We start from the raw sequence: 17,689 nt of genomic DNA on the forward strand, positions 1-17,689 counted from the left end.
CCCGCGTGCCAGCACACTTGAAACCGCGATCCGGCTGTGATTGATAGCGCCGGATATCTGCGTGGAGACCTGACGATGGCGGCTTACCGGACCCTTGAAGACTTTGACGCGCGCGGCAAGACGGTTCTGCTTCGTGTCGACCTGAATGTGCCGATGAAAGACGGTGCGGTGACGGACGCCACGCGGATCGACCGGGCCGTGCCGACCATCAAGGCGCTGCGGACCAAGGGCGCCAGGGTCGTCGTGCTGTCCCATTTCGGCCGGCCGAAGGGCGCCCGGGTGCCGGAAATGTCACTGGCACCGATCGCGGCCCCGCTGTCGGCGGCCCTTGGCGGCGACCCGGTCACCTTCGCGGAAGACTGCATCGGCGAGAAAGCGGCGCAAGCCGTCGGCGCGCTGCAGAATGGCGATGTCCTGCTGCTGGAGAATCTGCGTTTCCATGCCGGCGAGGAGAAGAACGCGGAAGATTTCACCAAGGCGCTGGCAAAACTCGGCGAGATCTATGTGAACGACGCCTTCGCCACGGCCCATCGCGCCCATGCCTCGACCGAGGGCCTCGCCCACCATCTGCCTGCCTATGCCGGTCTGCTGATGCAGGCGGAGCTGGAAGCGCTCGCACAGGCCCTGGACGCGCCGAAGCGCCCGGTCGTGGCGGTCGTCGGCGGCGCCAAGGTTTCCACCAAGCTGGAGCTGCTCGGGAATCTGCTGCCGAAGGTCGATTTCCTGATCATTGGCGGCGGCATGGCCAACACCTTCCTCTTTGCCCAGGGATACGAGGTCGGCAAGTCCCTCGCCGAGCGCGATCTGGCGGACACGGCCCGCGAGATCATTGTGAAAGCGGAACAGGAAGGCTGCACCCTCTGCCTGCAGAGCGATTGTGTGGTCGCGGGTGAATTCGCCGCGGGCGCCCCGTCCGAGGTGGTTCCTGTCGCGGCAGTGCCTGCGGACAAGATGATCCTCGATGCCGGCCCGGAAAGCGTCGCCCGGTTCGCGGATGTTCTCAGGGAGAGCGAGACGCTGGTCTGGAACGGTCCGCTCGGCGCTTTCGAGATCACCCCGTTTGATGCCGGGACCGTGTCTTTGGCCCGGACCGCGGCGGAACTGACCGACCAGGGCGCGCTGCTCAGCGTGGCTGGCGGCGGCGACACGGTGGCGGCGCTGGTGCATGCCGGAGTGGTGGACCGTTTCAGCTATGTCTCGACCGCCGGTGGCGCCTTCCTGGAATGGATGGAGGGTAAAACCCTTCCCGGCGTGGCGGCCCTTATGGCTGGCCGCTAACGGCACCAGGACTGGCGAATCGGCGGGATTCTGCGGGTTGTCTTGACTCTTGACCCTTCTTCACCCATATTTATCGGTGTTGGAGAAGGTAAATGATTCCCGCAGTCCCGGTATCAGTCCCGCTGAACGCGACGCTCCCAACACTGGTTGCCCCCCGACCGGTGGAACAGGAGCGCGACCGGAATAATCGGCCATTGACCGCGGCGGCAATCGCCAGTTCCGACGAAAGCAGCGATATTCAGGGCGACAACGAGCGTGCAACCGCGCTCCGGAATTCCGCCCGCAGGGAGAGTCGACGCCAACGCGGTGATGAAATAGACATCTTCGTCTGACATCGCCGAGCCCCCAGAGTTTTTGCGCGGCCTTGCCATGGGCCGCGCTTTCTTTTGTCCGCTCTGCTACGGTTCCCGGATCGTCTTGAGAGCAGGTTTGGGTGGATAAGCGCGATGACCGCGGAACGGTCGGAACTGAAGGGCCCGGTAACGAAACGCGTGCCGGAGGGGGATGAGCGGGAGCGGCTGGTCTGCACCGATTGCGGCTTCATCAATTACATCAATCCGAAAATCGTGGTCGGGGCCGTGGTCACCTGGGAGGATAAATTCCTTCTGTGCAAACGGGCGATTGAGCCGCGGATCGGCTACTGGACCCTGCCGGCGGGCTTCATGGAAGAGGGCGAGTCGACCCAGGACGGCGCCGCCCGGGAAGCCTGGGAAGAGGCCCATGCAAGGATCGAGATCGGCCCGCTGCTCGGGGTCTACAACATTCCCCGGATCAGCCAGGTACAGATGATCTTCCGCGCCCGGCTGCTGTCACCGGACGTCTCGCCCGGGATTGAATCGGAGGATGTCGGGCTTTTCACCTGGGACGAGATCCCGTGGGACGAAATTGCTTTCCCGACGGTGCACTGGGCCTTCGCCCATTACAGGGAAACGCTGGGCCAGACGGATTTTGCGCCGCGCTCGGAAATGCCGATGGGTGTTTGAGTAGAGTTGTTGAAGAACCGCGCTGCTGCTCTGATTTTCAATTTTTTCATCGTCATCCCCGACCCCGATCGGGGACCTGGGGATCATTGAACAGTGTCCGTCTTCTCCTGGGTCCCGTCTTTTGACGGGATGACGGTTTAGGGAGGGATGACGGCGTCAGGGGTACGGGAAGCTTACTCCAGCCCCATCAGATCGCGGGCGAAACGATCCGCGTCGAAGGGTTGCAGGTCTTCAGCGCTCTCGCCGACGCCGACCGCGTGGACCGGCAGCTCGAACTGGTCCGCCAAAGCCACCACCACGCCGCCGCGCGTGCTGCCGTCGAGCTTGGTGATGACGAGGCCGCTGACCGCGACCATTTCCTTGAAGGCCTTGACCTGGCTATGTGCGTTCTGGCCGACCGTGCCGTCCAGCACCAGCACGCAATCGTGCGGTGCCGTCTCGTCCTGCTTGCGGATCACCCGGATCACCTTGGCCAGCTCTTCCATCAGCTCGGCCCGGTTCTGCAGCCGGCCTGCCGTGTCGATCAGCAGCACGTCGGTGCCGGCGGCTTTCGCCTCGTTGATGGCGTCGAAGGCGAGGGCGGCCGCGTCGGATCCTTGCGCTTTGGCAATGACCGGGGTGCCGGTGCGCTCGCCCCAGACCTGGAGCTGCTCGATGGCGGCGGCCCGGAAAGTGTCACCGGCGGCCATCATCACCGAGAGGCCGTTGTCCCTGAACTGCTTCGCCAGCTTGCCGATGGTCGTGGTCTTGCCGCTGCCATTCACGCCGACCATCAGCACGATATGCGGTTTCCGGCCGGTGGCGACATCGAGCGGCCTTGCCGCCGGGCGGAGAATTTCCGCGATATCCTCGGCGAAGGCGGTGCGGACTTCCTCATCCGTGACATCCTTGCCGAACTTTTCCTTCGAAAGATTGGCGATCAGCCGGGCCGCCGTCTCGACGCCGAGATCGGCGGTGATCAGGACATCTTCCAGCTCCTCGAGGCTGGCCTCGTCCAGCCGCTTCGTGGTGAAGACGCCGGCAATGCCGCCGACCAGCTTGGAGGAGGATTTGGCAAGCCCGTCCTTCAGGCGCCGGAACCAGCCCCGGCGCTCTCCGCCGTCACCCTGCGCGTCACTCATGCGGCGGATTTCCGTTCGATCTGTCCAAGAAGATGGGTGCCGTCCGTCCCGGTGATGCGGACGGAGAGCAGTTCGCCCGCGATCCCGCCCTCGATCCGGACCGGGGCGAAATTCTCCGCCCGGGCAAGGCCGGGCTTTTCGACCAGAACCGACTGGCTGCTGCCGACAAGCCCATTGAGGAAAGCGGCAAGGGAGCGTTCACCGGCCGCGCGCAGCTTGGCCGCACGTTCCTTGCGGACGGGGCCGGGGACTTGCGGCATGCGGGCGGCGGGAGTGCCGGGCCGGGCCGAATAGGGGAAGACATGCAGAAAGGCGATGGCGCATTCCTCGACCAGGGCGAGGCTGTTGGCGAACATCTCCTCATCCTCGGTCGGAAACCCGGCAATGATGTCGGCCCCGAAAGCGATATCCGGGCGGGCGGCACGCATCTCGCGGCAGAACGTAACGATGTCGGAACGGGTATGCCGGCGCTTCATCCGCTTCAGGATCATGTCGTCGCCGGCCTGCAGGCTGACATGCAGATATGGCATCAGGCGCGGCTCGTCCCGGACCAGCCGCAGCAAGTCGTCGTCGATCTCCACCGCGTCGATCGAGGAAAGCCGCAGGCGGGGCAGTTCCGGCACCTGGGCCAGCAGGCGGCGCAGCATCTGGCCGAGGGCCGGCTTGCCCGGCAGATCACCGCCATAGGAGGTGATGTCGACGCCGGTCAGCACGATCTCGCGATAACCGTTGCTGACCAGCTCGCGCACCTGGCGGACGATCTCGCCCATCGGCACCGAGCGGCTGTTGCCGCGGCCGAAGGGGATGATGCAGAAGGTGCAGCGATGGTCGCAGCCCTGCTGGACCTGGACAATGGCCCGGGCCCGTCCTTCCAGACCGGCGACCATCTGCGGCGCCGTCTCCGTCACGCTCATGATGTCGTTGACCAGGATCTTTGCTTCGCCGGGAGCATTCCAAGTTTCGGCTTTGAGCTTTTCCTCATTGCCGACCACCCGGCTGACCTCATCCATCGCCGCATAGGCTTCCGGGTTGATCTGGGCGGCGCAGCCGGTGACCACGATCTCGGCCTCCGGATTGGCGCGGCGGGCCTTGCGGATCGCCTGCCGGGCCTGGCGCTCGGCTTCCCTGGTGACGGCACAGGTATTGATCACGACAACATCCTGGCGCCCGGCACGGACGAGATGGTCGCGGATCACCTCGGACTCATACGCGTTCAGCCGGCAGCCGAAAGTCTCGACCGGCCGGGCCTTCTCGCGTCCATCCGAATTGTCGTCAGTCATGGTCATGGGCGGAGAAATGGCCGGAATCGGCGCGAAATGCAAGTGTGGCGGGCTCTCGGGAGCCATGCACGCACGGCATGGTCCGGCGCCTCAGGCCAGCCGGTCGAGGTCGAGCGTGCCATGGAAGCTGGTGGCGACCGGCCCGGTCATCAGCACATGGCCGTCCTCGCGCCACTCGATGGTGAGGGTGCCGCCGTCCAGTTCCACATCCGCCTTGCGCCCGGTCAGGCCTTTGCGTGCCGCCGCGACCAGCACCGCGCAGGCGCCGGAGCCGCAGGCCTCGGTGATGCCCGCACCGCGTTCCCAGACCCGCATGCGGATCAGTTCCGGACCGCGGATTTCGGCAAACTCGATATTCGCCCGGTCGGGGAAGATCGGATGCAGTTCCAGCGTCGGGCCGACCTCGGTGAGCGGGATCGCCTCCACGTCATCGACGAAGAAGACGGCATGCGGGTTGCCCATATTGACGCAGCAGGCGCCGGTATGGGGCGCATCCGGGATCTCGACGGAGAGCGTGTCGGTCTCGACAGACAGCGGGATGGCGGCGGCATCGAGCCGCGCCGGGCCCATATCGACCCGCACCCGTCCGCCCTCGACCCGCTCGCAGACCAGCGTGCCCGCAATTGTTTCGAGATCGATCCGGTTCTTGCCAAGCTCGTTCATCACCAGACCTGCGACGCAGCGAGTCCCGTTGCCGCAGGCGCCGGCCTCGCTGCCATCCGGGTTATGGATGCGCATGAAGGCGTCGCCGCCATTCTTCGCCGCCTCGATGGTCAGGAACTGGTCATAGCCGACGCCGCGCCGCCGGTCGCCGACGGCGCGATAATCCGCGACCGCGAGGGCGGGGCCGGGCAAGCGGCCGTCAAGCACGACGAAATCGTTGCCGAGGCCGTGCATCTTGAGGAAGTCGATCTGTCTCATGCGGGCATATATATCCTCTGTTTCCGGCAGTTCCAATATGCCGTTTCCGCCGCTACCGTGAGCGCGAGATTTACGCTGGGGAGCGAAGCATGATTACCGTCGCGCATGACGCACTGGAAGATCTGGTCACGGAGATGATCGGACGGGCCGGAAGCAATCCGGAGGAAGCGCGGCAGGTGGCGCATAATCTGGTCGAAGCCAACCTGCTCGGCCATGACAGCCACGGGGTCGGGCTGACGGCGCAATATATGCGGCACGCCAGGACCGGCACGCTGACGGTCAACGGCCATGTCAGTCTGGTGGCGGACAACGGGGTCTATCTGCTGCTGGACGGCAACATGGCCTATGGCCAGGTGACCGGCGGAGAGGCCATGCAGCTCGGTCTCGACCGGGCGCGGACGGCAGGAGCCGCCATCGTCGGCCTGCGCAACACGCACCATCTCGGCCGCATCGGCGCCTGGGGAGAGATCTGCGCCCGGGAAGGCTTCATCTCCATCCATTTCGTCAATGTGATCGGCCACAAGCCCATCGTTGCGCCGCATGGCGGGGCCGAGGCGCGCTATTCCACCAACCCCTACTGCACCGCCGTCCCGGCGACGGACAAGAACCCGATGTTCGTGCTCGACATGGCGACCAGCCGCGTCGCCTTCGGCAAGGCGCGCGTCGCCTACAATGCCGGCAAGGAGATGATCGAGGGTGCGCTGATCGACCATCACGGCCTGCCGACCCGCAATGCGGCTGTGATGTTCGAGGAGCCCAGAGGCGCCCTGACCAGCTTCGGCCAGCACAAGGGCTACGGACTGGCCCTGCTCGGCGAGATCCTCGGTGCGGCTTTGCTCGGCGGTCCGGTGACCGATCCGGTGCATGAAGGCAAGGACACGATCTGCAACAACATGCTGACCGTGATCATCGACCCGAAGGGCTTCGGCGCCGACATCCCGTTCGCCAGCTCCATCGACGCCATGCTCGGCTATGTCACCAGCGCCCGTCCGGGCGAGGGCGTGGACAAGGTGCGGGTGCCGGGCGAGCCGGAGCGCGAGACCGGCGCGGACCGCCGGGCCAACGGTGTTCCGGTCGATCCGGGCACCTGGGCCCTGCTGGTCGAGGCGGGTGTCGAGGCCGGCATGGACCGGCACGATTTCGACGGGATCGCAGTGTAGGTCACCCGCCCCCGAACGGCTTGCCCGCAACTTCGAACGGCTCCTGGCTCATCTGCAGATGCAGCTCGCTGCCTTCATAGGGATGAGCGAGTGCCACCTCTTCGTTCAGCTCGACCCCGAGGCCGGGCGCTTTCGGCGGGATGACATAGCCGTCTTCCCAGCGCATCGGCGTCTTCAGGATGTCGGCGTGGAAACCGTCCCATTTCCGGATGCTTTCCAGCACCAGGAAGTTCGGCGTGCAGGTGGCGAGCTGGACATTGGCGGCGCCGACCACCGGGCCGCAATAGAGGTGCGGGGCGATCTGGGCGTAGAAGGCCTCGGCCATGCCGGCGATCTTCTTGCCTTCGAGAATGCCGCCGACCCGGCCCAGATTCATCTGGATGATGGAGGCGGCGCCGGTCGCCAGCACGCGCTTGAATTCCCATTTGGTGGTCAGCCGTTCGCCGGTGGCGATCGGGATCGAGGTCGCCTCGGCCACCTTCGCCATTTCTTCCGGCATGTCCGGCGGGGTCGGCTCCTCGAACCAGAGCGGATCGTATGGCTCCAGCCGCCGGGCGAGACGCTTGGCGCCGGAGGCGGTGAACTGGCCGTGGGTGCCGAACAGCAGGTCGGCCTTGTCGCCGACGGCCTCCCGGATCAGCCGGCAGAAGGCTTCCGAGCGGTCGAGGATTTCCATGTCCGGCTGGTGTCCGCCGAACGCGGTATAGGGGCCTGCCGGATCGAACTTCAGCGCGGTGAAGCCTTCGGCGACACAGGCCACCGCGGCCTCGGCACTTTTCTCCGGACTGTTATAGAAGGTGGCCGGATCGTCCTCGGGGCGCGGATATAGATAGGTGTAAGTCCGTAGCCGCTCGTTCACCTGCCCGCCGAGCAGCTCGTAGACCGGCTTGTTCGCGGCCTTGCCGACGATGTCCCAGCAGGCCATTTCCAGCGCGCTGACCACGCCCATCATCGACGGGTCCGGGCGCTGGCTGAAGCCGGAGCCGTGCGCCCGGCGCCAGAACCGCTCGATATGGTGCGGGTCCCGGCCTTCGAGATAGCGGCCGAATACGTCCTCGACCATGGCGACGGTGGTTTTCGGGCCGAAACTGGCGGCATAGACCTCGCCGACGCCCTCGATGCCGCAGGCGGTGCGCAGCTTCAGGAACAGGAAATACCGGCCGCCGAAGCCGGGCGGCGGATTGCCGACGATGAAGGTCTTCAGGCTTTCGAGTTTCATGGGGGCAGACTCCGTCACGCTTCTTTGGTCATCCGGCCGATCCGGCGGCAGGGCCACGCTAAGAGTCCGGGCCGCCTGAGGCTAATGAAAAAACGACAGAATGAGGGCTCATGTGTCCGGATCGGGCGCGCCTCATCTCTGCGCGTAAGGAACGCGGGAAGGCTTGACTTGGTGCGCCGGCGCCCATATGTTCCGGCGCTCTCGGCAAAAACCAGTGCGCTGAGACCTTCACGGGTTCCGTCCGTCCTCGAGTGTTCGAGCACGGGCGCGTTTTCCGTTTTGTGTCTCGCTTCTGGGATAACCGGGAAATATTGGAGCTTACGAACGCATGTTCGACAGTCTGCAGAACCGGCTCGGCGACGTTTTCGATCGCCTCAAGAGACGCGGCGCGCTCAAGGAAGCGGACGTGACCGCGGCCCTGCGCGAAGTGCGCGTGGCCCTGCTTGAGGCCGATGTCGCGCTGCCGGTGGTCAAGGACTTCGTCGACAAGGTGCGCGAGCGCGCCATCGGCCAGGAAGTCATCAAGTCGGTCTCTCCGGGCCAGCAGGTCATCAAGATCGTCCACGACAATCTCGTGGAAATGCTCGGCACCGATGCCGGCATGATCAATCTGAACGCCGTGCCACCGGTGCCGATCCTGATGGTCGGCCTGCAGGGCGGCGGCAAGACCACCAGCACGGCGAAACTGGCCAAGCGCCTGAAGGAGCGGGACCGCAAGAAGGTCCTGATGGCGTCCCTCGATATCTACCGCCCGGCGGCCCGCGAACAGCTACGCGTGCTGGGTGAGCAGATCGACGTGGCGACGCTGCCGATCTCCGAGAATGAAACCCCTGTTTCGATTGCGAAACGGGCGATGACCGCGGGCAAGCTGCAGGGCTTCGACGTGGTCATGCTGGATACCGCCGGCCGGCTCTCCATCGACGAGTCGATGATGGACGAGGTGATCCGGGTCCGCGATGCGGTGAAGCCGGTCGAGACTCTTCTCGTGGCCGACGCCATGACCGGCCAGGACGCCGTCACCACGGCGCGGAACTTCAACGAGCGGGTCGGTCTGACGGGTATCGTGCTGACCCGGATGGATGGCGATGCGCGCGGTGGCGCGGCTCTCTCCATGCGGGCCGTCACCGGCGTGCCGATCAAGGCGGTCGGTGTCGGCGAGCGCGCGGATGCGCTTGAGGATTTCCACCCGGAACGTGTCGCCGGCCGGATTCTCGGCATGGGCGACGTGGTCAGCCTGGTCGAGAAGGCCGCCGAGACCATCGAGGTCGAGGAAGCCGAACGCATCGCCAAGAAGATGCAGAAGGGCGCCTTCGATCTCGAGGACATGCTCTCGCAGCTTCGCCAGGTGAAGAAGATGGGCGGCCTCGGCGGCGTCATGTCCATGCTGCCGGGCATGGGCAAGCTGCAGAAACAGATGGCCGGCGCCAACATGGACGACAGCGTCATCAAGAAACAGGAAGCGATCATCCTCTCCATGACCAAGGTGGAGCGGAAGAACGTGAAACTGATGAATGCCTCGCGCCGCCGCCGTATCGCGGCCGGGTCCGGGACCAGCGTTCAGGAAGTGAACAAGCTCCTGAAGCAGCACCAGGACATGACGCGGGTGATGAAACAGATGGGCAAGAAGGGCGGCATGAAGGGCCTCGGGGCGCTTCTCGGCGGCGGCGGCGGAATGCCCGGCATGCCGGCGCCCGGCCAGATGCCCGGACAATTACCGTCAGGTCTTGGCGGCAAGGGAATGCCAAAGCTTCCGGGAGGCATGCTGCCGCCCGGTTTCCCCGGCAAGAAGTAATCGAACACAAGTGAAAAGCTAAAAGCGTTACTGGAAAGGAATACCCAATGTCACTTCGCATTCGTCTGTCACGCGGCGGCGCCAAGAAGCGTCCGTTCTATCGTATCGTCGTTGCCGAGGGCACGTCCCCGCGCGACGGCCTCTTCATCGAACGGGTCGGCAGCTACAATCCGATGCTGCCGAAGGGTCACGAAGGACGCCTCGTGGTCAAGGAAGACCGCATCAAGCATTGGATGTCCGTTGGCGCCAAGCCGACCGACCGTGTGCACAAGATGCTGGCCAGCATCGAGCTGATTGAAAAGTTCGAATACCGGGACCAGCCGAAGAAGGGTGCCCCGGGCCGCAAGCGCCAGGAGCGCGAGGAAGAAGCGGCGATCGCTGCTGCTGCTGCTGAATCCGCTGCCGCCGAAGCCGCTGCCGCTGCTGAAGCTGCCGCCGCCGCCGCTGCTGCGCCGGCCGAAGAAGCCCCGGCTGCAGAAGCGCCTGCGGAAGACGCCCCGGCCGAGGCTGCGGAAAAGTCCGAGGGCTAAGACCCTATGGCCGAACCGGTCACTCTCGGCGTCATTGCCGGCGTGCATGGGGTGCGAGGTCTGGTCCGGGTGAAGAGCTTCACCGAGGATCCGGACGATCTCACCGCCTATGGCCCGCTGAAGGATGCCGCCGGGAAGAGCTACGAGCTCGAGGTGACCGGCCGGGCGAAGGGCATGCTGCTTGTGCGCATCGCCGGCATCCGTGACCGGAACGAAGCCGAGGCCCTGAAGGGTACCGAGCTTCTGATCGAGCGGGACCGATTGCCGGAGACCGACGAGGACGAGTTCTACCACGCGGATCTGGTCGGCCTCCGGGCGGAGACGGTCGCGGGGGAGCTCCTCGGGCAGGTGATCGCGGTGCAGAATTTCGGCGCCGGCGATCTGCTCGAGATCCGGCGCGAGGGCAGCCGCGAGACGGTTTTCGTGCCGTTTGGCGGCCAGACCGTGCCGGAAATCGATCTCGATGCCGGCCGTCTGCTGATCGATCCGCCGGCGGGCCTGCTGGAGGACGATCCGGAGGCGGCTGGCGATGAGCAGTGAGGGTGGGGCGCCCTGGCAGGCGACCGTGCTCAGTCTGTTCCCGGAAATGTTCCCGGGTCCGCTGGGTCACTCGATCGCCGACAAGGCCCGGAAGTCCGGGCTTTGGTCCCTGAAATCTCTGGACATCAGGGATTTTGCACGCGATAAGCACCGCTCCGTGGACGAAACCCCTTTCGGGGGCGGTTCCGGCATGGTGATGCGGCCCGATGTGGTCGACGCGGCTCTGGCCTCTGTCGACGACATGCCGGGCCGGCGGATCTATCTCAGCCCGCGCGGCGTCCGGTTCGACCAGGCGATGGCGCGGGAGCTCTCGGCGGACCCCGGTGTGGTGCTGCTGTGCGGGCGTTACGAAGGCCTTGACCAGCGGGTGATCGATGCCCGTGGCCTGGAAGAGGTCAGCCTTGGGGATTTCGTGCTTTCGGGTGGCGAGATCCCGGCCCTGGCGCTGCTGGATGCCTGCATCCGTCTGCTGCCGGGCGTGCTCGGCGCGGCGGAAACGCTGGTCGAGGAAAGTTTTGAAGAGGGGCTGCTTGAATATCCCCTCTATACGCAGCCTCGGGACTGGAACGGTGTGTCCGTCCCCGAGGTCCTGTTTTCCGGCCACCACGCCAGGATCCGGTCCTGGCGGCGGGAACAGTCGGAAGAGATCACGCGCCTGCGGCGCCCGGATTTATGGGCCCGCTATCGCGGAGTGGACGACTGAGCGGCCCGGACGATGCGTTGTCCGGATCCTCTCGACGATAACGCCATGCCGCTCCTCTGCGGTCCGGAACCGGGCACGTACGAGCTGTGTGTTTTTTAGAAGATGCCGGTATTCACCGGTCCCTGGATGGACCGGTCGCCACTGGCGCGAATTGGAGAATGAAGAATGAATATCGTTCAACAGATCGAAAAAGAGCAGCTCGACAAGCTGGCTTCCGAGCGTCCGATCCCGGAATTCGGCCCGGGCGACACCGTGAAGGTCAATGTGCGCGTCGTCGAAGGCACCCGCGAGCGTGTCCAGGCCTATGAAGGCGTCTGCATCGCGCGCAAGAATGACGGCCTGAACTCCGCTTTCACCGTCCGCAAGATCTCCTACGGCGAAGGCGTCGAGCGCGTGTTCCCGCTCTACTCCCCGCGCCTGGACAGCATCGAGGTGGTCCGCCGCGGTAAAGTGCGCCGCGCGAAGCTCTACTATCTGCGCGGTCTGCGCGGCAAGGCGGCCCGTATCACCGAGAAGAATACCCGCAGCAAGACCAAGGCGGCCGCCGCCGGGGCATAAGCCTCCAGCGATATATGATTTCCGGACGGGAGCGCCTTGGCGCTCCCGTTTGCGTTTGGGGCCCCGTCCGGCGCCCGGGCGCCGTCAGCTGAACAGGGTGCCGCCGCCGATCACGGCCAGCAGCAGGTAGGCGATGCGCCGGAAGGTCTGCTCGCTCGCCTTGTAGAAGAGCTTGCCGCCGTACCAGATGCCGGCCATGTAGAACGGGGCGAAGACGGCCCCCAGCAGCACGCGCTCCGGCGTCAGCACCCCGAACCATGCATAGCTCGCAACCACGAAGATGAAGCCGATCTGGAAGAAGGCGGTGATGTTGGCGCGCACGGCCGTCGGGGCATAGGGGCCGGAGAGCAGGTAGAAGATGATCGGTGGCCCGCCGAGCCCGGTCGATCCGTTCAGGAACCCGGCGACGGCGCCGACGGCGAAATCAATGCCCAGGCGACGGGAGATCGTGTGCCGGTAGCCGCTCGCCAGCAGGACGATCAGCAGCAGCACGATGGCCGAAATCAGCCGCCGCAGCAGCTCCTGGTCGATGCTGACCAGGATCCAGGTGCCGAGCGGCAGGGCGATGATGCCGCCCAGCGCCATGGGGGCGGCCTGCTTCCAGTCCGCGTCCCGGCGGGACATGCGGAGCAGCTGGATCTGTGCCGGCATCTCCATCGTGGTCAGCACCGCGAGGGCGGTCTGCGGGCCGAACAGCAGACTCAGCAGCGGGATCGAGATCATGGCCGCGCCAAACCCGGAAAAGCCTCGAACCAGACCGGCCAGGGCAACCGCTACGGCACCGAATGCAAGATCCCGGAGGCTGGCCGCTTCCAATATGGAAGCAATCGAGTTCAGATCCATTCGCGATCGGCCCTTATCGGTTTGATTATTTCGGAAAAGCCCGGATTCACCGCAAGATTCAGCTTTTGTCACCGGGGGCGACTCGGTATGCTCCGGCCCCGTCATGAATGACGAGAGATATGGTGCTGCGGCACTCGGAGGGACTCTAGTCCCGGAACCACGCCGAGGCCGAGCAAATAGACGAGAGGAAACATAACAGCGATGTCTAAGCCGCGTACGCTGTTCGATAAAATCTGGCAGGATCACCTGGTCGACGTCCAGGATGACGGCACCTGCCTGATCTATATCGATCGCCATCTGGTACATGAAGTGACCAGCCCGCAAGCCTTCGAGGGACTCCGGACTGCCGGCCGCCAGGTGCGCCGCCCGGATCTTACCCTTGCGGTGGCCGACCACAATGTGCCGACCAAGGATCTCGACAAGGGCATTACCGACGAGGATTCCCGGATCCAGGTCGCGACCCTTGAGCAGAATGTCTCCGATTTCGCCGTGCCCTATTTCGGCATGACCGACAATCGCCGGGGCATCGTGCACATCATCGGCCCGGAGCAGGGCTTCACCCTGCCGGGCACGACCATTGTCTGCGGTGACAGCCACACCTCGACCCATGGCGCATTCGGCGCGCTGGCCTTCGGCATCGGCACCTCCGAGGTGGAGCATGTGCTGGCCACCCAGACGCTGGTGCAGTCCCCCGCCAAGAACATGCGGATCACGGTCAAGGGCGCGCTGCCGAAGGGCGTGAATTCCAAGGACGTGGTGCTGGCCATCATCGGCAAGATCGGCACCGCCGGCGGCACGGGCCATGTGATCGAATTCGCCGGCGAGGCAATCCGCACACTGTCGATGGAAGCGCGGATGACGATCTGCAACATGTCCATCGAAGCGGGCGCCCGGGCCGGCCTGATCGCGCCGGACGAGACCACCTTCGACTATCTGAAGGGCCGGCCTTTCGCGCCGAAGGGTGCCGCCTGGGAGCAGGCGGTGGCGTACTGGAAGACGCTGCCGTCGGACGCGGACGCGGTGTACGACACCGAGGTGGAGCTGGATGCCGCCGATATCGTGCCGCAGGTCACCTGGGGCACCAACCCGGAAGAAGTCATCCCGGTCACCGGAAACATTCCGGATCCGGAACAGCTTGCCGACCCGGTGCGCAAAGCGAAGATTACCCGCTCGCTCGAATATATGGGTCTGACCGCCGGGGTGCCGATCAGCGAAGTGAAGATCGACAGGGTCTTCATCGGCTCCTGCACCAACGGCCGGCTGGAGGATCTGCGGATCGCCGCCGGTGTGGTCAAGGGCCGCAAGATCGCCGCCGGCGTGAATGCCATTATCGTCCCGGGTTCGGGCGTGGTGAAGGAGCTGGCCGAGGAAGAGGGTCTGGACAAGATCTTCCTCGAGGCCGGTTTCGAATGGCGCGAGCCGGGCTGCTCCATGTGCCTGGCCATGAATGCCGACAGGCTGGAGCCGGGCGAGCGCTGCGCCTCGACCTCGAACCGTAACTTCGAAGGCCGTCAGGGCCGTGGCGGACGGACCCATCTGGTCAGCCCGGCAATGGCGGCAGCGGCAGCGGTGACCGGTCACCTGACCGATGTCCGCGACCTGCTGAACTGAGGAGGAGAGAGACAATGGATAAATTCACCAAGCTCTCCGGTGTCGCGGCGCCGATGAACATCATGAACATCGACACCGACATGATCATTCCGAAGAACTTTCTGAAGACGATCAAGCGGTCGGGCCTCGGCAAGCACGCCTTTGCCGAAATGCGCTACAACGATGACGGCAGCGAGAATCCTGACTTCGTGCTGAACAAGCCGGCCTATCGCAAGTCACAGGTCATCGTGGCCGGCGAGAATTTCGGCTGTGGCTCCTCACGCGAACATGCGCCGTGGGCATTGCTCGATTTCGGCATCCGCTGCGTGATCTCGACCAGCTTCGCGGACATCTTCTTCAACAACTGCTTCAAGAACGGGATCCTGCCGATCAAGGTGACCCAGGAGCAGCTGGACGAGCTGATGGACGATGCGGAAAAAGGCTCGAACGCGGTTCTGGAGATCGACCTTGAGAAGCAGGAAATCGGCCGCCCGAACGGCGAGAAGATCACCTTCGATGTCGATTCCTTCCGCAAGCACTGCCTGATCAACGGGCTGGACGATATCGGGCTGACCATGGAAAAGGGCGGCACGATCGACACTTATGAGGAAAAGCGCAAGGCCGACAGGCCCTGGCTGGCGGCATCCTGACCGGAGAGTCTCCGGCCGAGGGAACCATCCCGGCGCTCAGGGGTTTAACCAAGGCGCCGGTCTCTTTATAAGAAGCATTCCGAATTCAGGCTCCGCAGCGGGCCGGTCTCACCAGGGTAAGCAGAGTTCATGGCCTCCAATCGTAAAATGCTGGTTCTTGGCGGTGACGGGATCGGTCCCGAAGTCGTCAAGGAAGTTCTCCGTGTCGTCGACTGGATGGCGAAGAAGCGGTCTGTCAGTTTCGACCTTCAGGAAGGTCTTGTCGGCGGTGCCGCCTATGACAAGCACGGGACGGCGCTGACCGATGAAACCCTGGCGGATGCGGTGCATTCCGACGCGGTGCTGTTCGGTTCCGTCGGTGGTCCCCAGTATGACGATCTGCCGTTCGAACTGAAGCCGGAGCGCGGCCTGCTGCGTCTGCGCAAGGAAATGGATCTGTTCGCCAACCTGCGCCCGGCAATGGTGTTCGACGCCATGGCCGATGCCTCCTCGCTGAAGCGGGATCTGGTCGCTGGGCTCGACATCATGATCCTGCGGGAGCTGACCGGCGGCGTCTATTTCGGCCAGCCGCGCGGCATCGACGATCTGCCGGACGGCACCAAGAAAGGCTACGACACGCAGGTCTACACGACGCCGGAAATCGAGCGCATCGGCCGCGTCGCATTCGACATGGCCCGCAAGCGGGACGGCCGGGTGACCTCGGTCGAGAAGGCCAACGTGATGATGTCCGGCGTGCTCTGGCGCGAGGTCATGACCAACCTGCACAAGGCCGAGGGCGAAGGCGTCAAGCTCGAGCATATGTATGCCGACAACTGCGCCATGCAGCTGGTCCGGAACCCGAAGCAGTTCGACGTGATCGTCACCGACAACCTGTTCGGCGACATTCTTTCGGATTGTGCGGCGATGCTGACCGGCTCCCTCGGGATGCTGCCCTCCGCCTCGCTCGGTGCGGTGGATGAGGTGACCGGCAAGCGCCATGCGCTGTACGAGCCGGTGCACGGCTCCGCCCCCGATATCGCGGGCAAGGGCATCGCCAACCCGATCGCCGAAATGCTGAGCTTCGCCATGGCGCTCCGCTATTCCTTCGATATGGCGGAGGAAGCGGACATGATCGAGACGGCGATCCAGAACGTGCTGAAATCGGGGCTGCGAACCGCGGACATCATGCAGGACGGCATGGCGCGTGTGTCGACGACCGTGATGACAGACAGCCTGATCAAAGAGCTGGACAAACTTGTATCGGGATAGCCCCCCCCAACCAGCATGACTTGAGTTTACTCGGCGGGGGGCGTAAGTCTCCCGCCGAAGTCGTTTATGGACTTCAACAACCGAAGGATTGGACCAGAACCATGGGCTACAAAGTTGCCGTAGTCGGCGCGACGGGCGCCGTTGGTCGTGAGATGTTGACTACCCTTGCCGAGCGCGATTTTCCAGCGACCGAAGTCGTCGCGCTTGCTTCCGAGAAATCGGCGGGCACCGAGGTGTCCTATGGCGAGGACAAAACACTCAAGGTTCAGAATCTGGCGACATACGACTTCAAGGGCACCGATATCGCGCTGTTCTCGGCGGGCGGTTCGGTCTCGGAAAAGTACGCGCCGATCGCTGCCGCGGCCGGGTGCGTCGCCATCGATAACAGCTCGCACTTCCGGATGGACCCGGACGTGCCGCTGATCGTGCCGGAAGTGAATGCCGGGGCCGTTGCCAAATATGGCAAGCGCAACATCATCGCCAACCCGAATTGCTCCACGGCGCAGCTCGTCGTCGCGCTGAAGCCGCTGCACGATCTGGCCAAGATCAAGCGGGTCGTCGTCTCCACCTACCAGTCGGTTTCCGGTGCGGGCAAGGAGGGCATGGACGAGCTCTTCACCCAGACCCGGGCGATCTATGTGAACGATCCGGTGGAGAATACGCAGTTCACCAAGCAGATCGCCTTCAACGTGATCCCGCATATCGACAAGTTCATGGATGACGGGGCGACCAAGGAAGAGTGGAAGATGACCAGCGAGGTGAAGAAGATCCTCGATCCGGCCATCGAGCTGGTTGCCATGTGTGTTCGTGTCCCGGTCTTCATCGGTCATGCCGAAGCGGTGTTCATCGAGACCGAAAAGCCGCTGAGCGCCGAGGACGCCCGCGAGGCGATGCAGGACTTCCCCGGGCTCGTCGTTGTCGACCACCGGGAAGACGAAGGCTATGTCACGCCGCATGAATGTGCCGGCGAGGACGCGGTCTATGTCAGCCGGATCCGCAAGGACCCGACGATCAAGAACGGCCTTGTCTTCTGGTGCGTGTCCGACAACCTGCGCAAGGGCGCGGCTCTCAACGCGGTCCAGATCGCTGAGACCCTGGTGCGGGAGCATCTTGAAAAAGCCGCCTGAATCAGCCGTCACACCTGACCCGAAAGCGGCCGGCATATTGTCGGCCGCTTTTTTCTTTGATATTTTTTCTACCTAACCGTTCACAAAAACCTGCCTGAACCCGTCCTCCGTGCAGTGGCCTGAGTAAAATATTACTCAAGCCGTCG

17 protein-coding genes and 1 pseudogene are annotated in these 17,689 nt (G+C 64.3%); 12 read left to right on the forward strand and 6 right to left on the reverse strand.

Going from position 1 to position 17,689, the window contains the following annotated elements; all coding sequences use genetic code 11:
- The first annotated feature begins 75 nt into the window (after positions 1–75).
- Complete coding sequence (locus RH950_RS17250) at positions 76–1,278, forward strand: phosphoglycerate kinase (protein ID WP_350058971.1); 1,203 nt, start codon at positions 76–78, stop codon at positions 1,276–1,278.
- A gap of 113 nt (positions 1,279–1,391) precedes the next feature.
- On the opposite strand, the gene RH950_RS17255 is transcribed toward RH950_RS17250, so the two are convergent.
- Entirely contained in the window at positions 1,392–1,613 is a 222-nt protein-coding gene (locus tag RH950_RS17255; protein ID WP_350058972.1) for a hypothetical protein, read from the reverse strand.
- A gap of 111 nt (positions 1,614–1,724) precedes the next feature.
- Here RH950_RS17255 and RH950_RS17260 point away from each other — a divergent pair, with 111 nt between their 5' ends.
- Positions 1,725–2,261 (forward strand): NUDIX hydrolase, encoded by a 537-nt coding sequence (locus tag RH950_RS17260; protein ID WP_350058973.1) that lies wholly within the window; start codon positions 1,725–1,727, stop codon positions 2,259–2,261.
- Between the two features lie 173 nt (positions 2,262–2,434).
- Here RH950_RS17260 and ftsY read toward each other — a convergent pair whose 3' ends face one another.
- The 3 genes from ftsY to dapF all read right to left on the reverse strand — a co-directional run bounded on the left by ftsY (position 2,435) and on the right by dapF (position 5,583).
- Positions 2,435–3,382 carry a signal recognition particle-docking protein FtsY gene (ftsY, locus tag RH950_RS17265; RefSeq protein ID WP_350058974.1) on the reverse strand — a complete coding sequence of 316 codons (948 nt, stop codon included), beginning with the start codon at positions 3,380–3,382 and terminating at the stop codon, positions 2,435–2,437.
- Positions 3,379–4,662: a tRNA (N(6)-L-threonylcarbamoyladenosine(37)-C(2))-methylthiotransferase MtaB gene (gene mtaB, locus RH950_RS17270; protein ID WP_350059173.1), complete on the reverse strand. Its 1,284-nt coding sequence runs from the start codon at positions 4,660–4,662 to the stop codon at positions 3,379–3,381. Before mtaB ends, ftsY begins: the two co-directional genes overlap by 4 nt.
- A gap of 90 nt (positions 4,663–4,752) precedes the next feature.
- On the reverse strand, positions 4,753–5,583 hold the full coding sequence (gene dapF, locus RH950_RS17275; RefSeq protein WP_350058975.1) for a diaminopimelate epimerase: 831 nt from the start codon (positions 5,581–5,583) through the stop codon (positions 4,753–4,755).
- An 89-nt stretch (positions 5,584–5,672) separates the two neighbouring features.
- On the opposite strand from dapF, the gene RH950_RS17280 reads away from it, so the two are divergent.
- Entirely contained in the window at positions 5,673–6,743 is a 1,071-nt protein-coding gene (locus tag RH950_RS17280; protein ID WP_350058976.1) for a malate/lactate/ureidoglycolate dehydrogenase, read from the forward strand.
- Position 6,744: 1 nt separating this feature from the next.
- Here RH950_RS17280 and RH950_RS17285 read toward each other — a convergent pair whose 3' ends face one another.
- Positions 6,745–7,962, reverse strand: coding sequence for a mandelate racemase/muconate lactonizing enzyme family protein (locus tag RH950_RS17285; protein WP_350058977.1), 1,218 nt, complete (start codon positions 7,960–7,962; stop codon positions 6,745–6,747).
- A gap of 328 nt (positions 7,963–8,290) precedes the next feature.
- Here RH950_RS17285 and ffh point away from each other — a divergent pair, with 328 nt between their 5' ends.
- From ffh to rplS, 5 genes and pseudogenes are all read left to right on the forward strand, one after another.
- The gene (ffh, locus tag RH950_RS17290) at positions 8,291–9,754 is read left to right on the forward strand and encodes a signal recognition particle protein (RefSeq protein ID WP_350058978.1); all 1,464 of its coding nucleotides are present in this window, start codon (positions 8,291–8,293) and stop codon (positions 9,752–9,754) included.
- A 47-nt stretch (positions 9,755–9,801) separates the two neighbouring features.
- Positions 9,802–10,167 (forward strand): annotated as a pseudogene (gene rpsP / locus RH950_RS17295) (30S ribosomal protein S16); the annotation flags it as partial.
- Positions 10,168–10,290: 123 nt separating this feature from the next.
- The gene (gene rimM / locus RH950_RS17300; RefSeq protein ID WP_350058980.1) at positions 10,291–10,824 is read left to right on the forward strand and encodes a ribosome maturation factor RimM; all 534 of its coding nucleotides are present in this window, start codon (positions 10,291–10,293) and stop codon (positions 10,822–10,824) included.
- Positions 10,814–11,527, forward strand: coding sequence for a tRNA (guanosine(37)-N1)-methyltransferase TrmD (gene trmD / locus RH950_RS17305; RefSeq protein WP_350058981.1), 714 nt, complete (start codon positions 10,814–10,816; stop codon positions 11,525–11,527). Before rimM ends, trmD begins: the two co-directional genes overlap by 11 nt.
- A 165-nt stretch (positions 11,528–11,692) precedes the next feature.
- Positions 11,693–12,085: a 50S ribosomal protein L19 gene (rplS, locus tag RH950_RS17310; RefSeq protein WP_350058982.1), complete on the forward strand. Its 393-nt coding sequence runs from the start codon at positions 11,693–11,695 to the stop codon at positions 12,083–12,085.
- An 84-nt stretch (positions 12,086–12,169) separates the two neighbouring features.
- Here rplS and RH950_RS17315 read toward each other — a convergent pair whose 3' ends face one another.
- Positions 12,170–12,928, reverse strand: a complete 759-nt coding sequence (locus RH950_RS17315; RefSeq protein WP_350058983.1) for a sulfite exporter TauE/SafE family protein — start codon at positions 12,926–12,928, stop codon at positions 12,170–12,172.
- Positions 12,929–13,129: 201 nt separating this feature from the next.
- Here RH950_RS17315 and leuC point away from each other — a divergent pair, with 201 nt between their 5' ends.
- The 4 genes from leuC to RH950_RS17335 all read left to right on the forward strand — a co-directional run bounded on the left by leuC (position 13,130) and on the right by RH950_RS17335 (position 17,543).
- A complete protein-coding gene (leuC, locus tag RH950_RS17320; protein WP_350058984.1) occupies positions 13,130–14,539 on the forward strand; it encodes a 3-isopropylmalate dehydratase large subunit in 1,410 nt (469 codons plus the stop codon).
- Positions 14,540–14,553: 14 nt separating this feature from the next.
- Positions 14,554–15,168, forward strand: coding sequence for a 3-isopropylmalate dehydratase small subunit (gene leuD, locus RH950_RS17325; RefSeq protein ID WP_350058985.1), 615 nt, complete (start codon positions 14,554–14,556; stop codon positions 15,166–15,168).
- 129 nt (positions 15,169–15,297) lie between these two features.
- Positions 15,298–16,416 carry a 3-isopropylmalate dehydrogenase gene (leuB, locus tag RH950_RS17330; RefSeq protein ID WP_350058986.1) on the forward strand — a complete coding sequence of 373 codons (1,119 nt, stop codon included), beginning with the start codon at positions 15,298–15,300 and terminating at the stop codon, positions 16,414–16,416.
- Between the two features lie 101 nt (positions 16,417–16,517).
- Complete coding sequence (locus tag RH950_RS17335; RefSeq protein ID WP_350058987.1) at positions 16,518–17,543, forward strand: aspartate-semialdehyde dehydrogenase; 1,026 nt, start codon at positions 16,518–16,520, stop codon at positions 17,541–17,543.
- Positions 17,544–17,689 lie beyond the last annotated feature (146 nt).

The organism is Nisaea sp. (assembly GCF_040217065.1).
In the GTDB taxonomy this organism is placed as follows: Bacteria; Pseudomonadota; Alphaproteobacteria; order Thalassobaculales; family Thalassobaculaceae; genus Nisaea.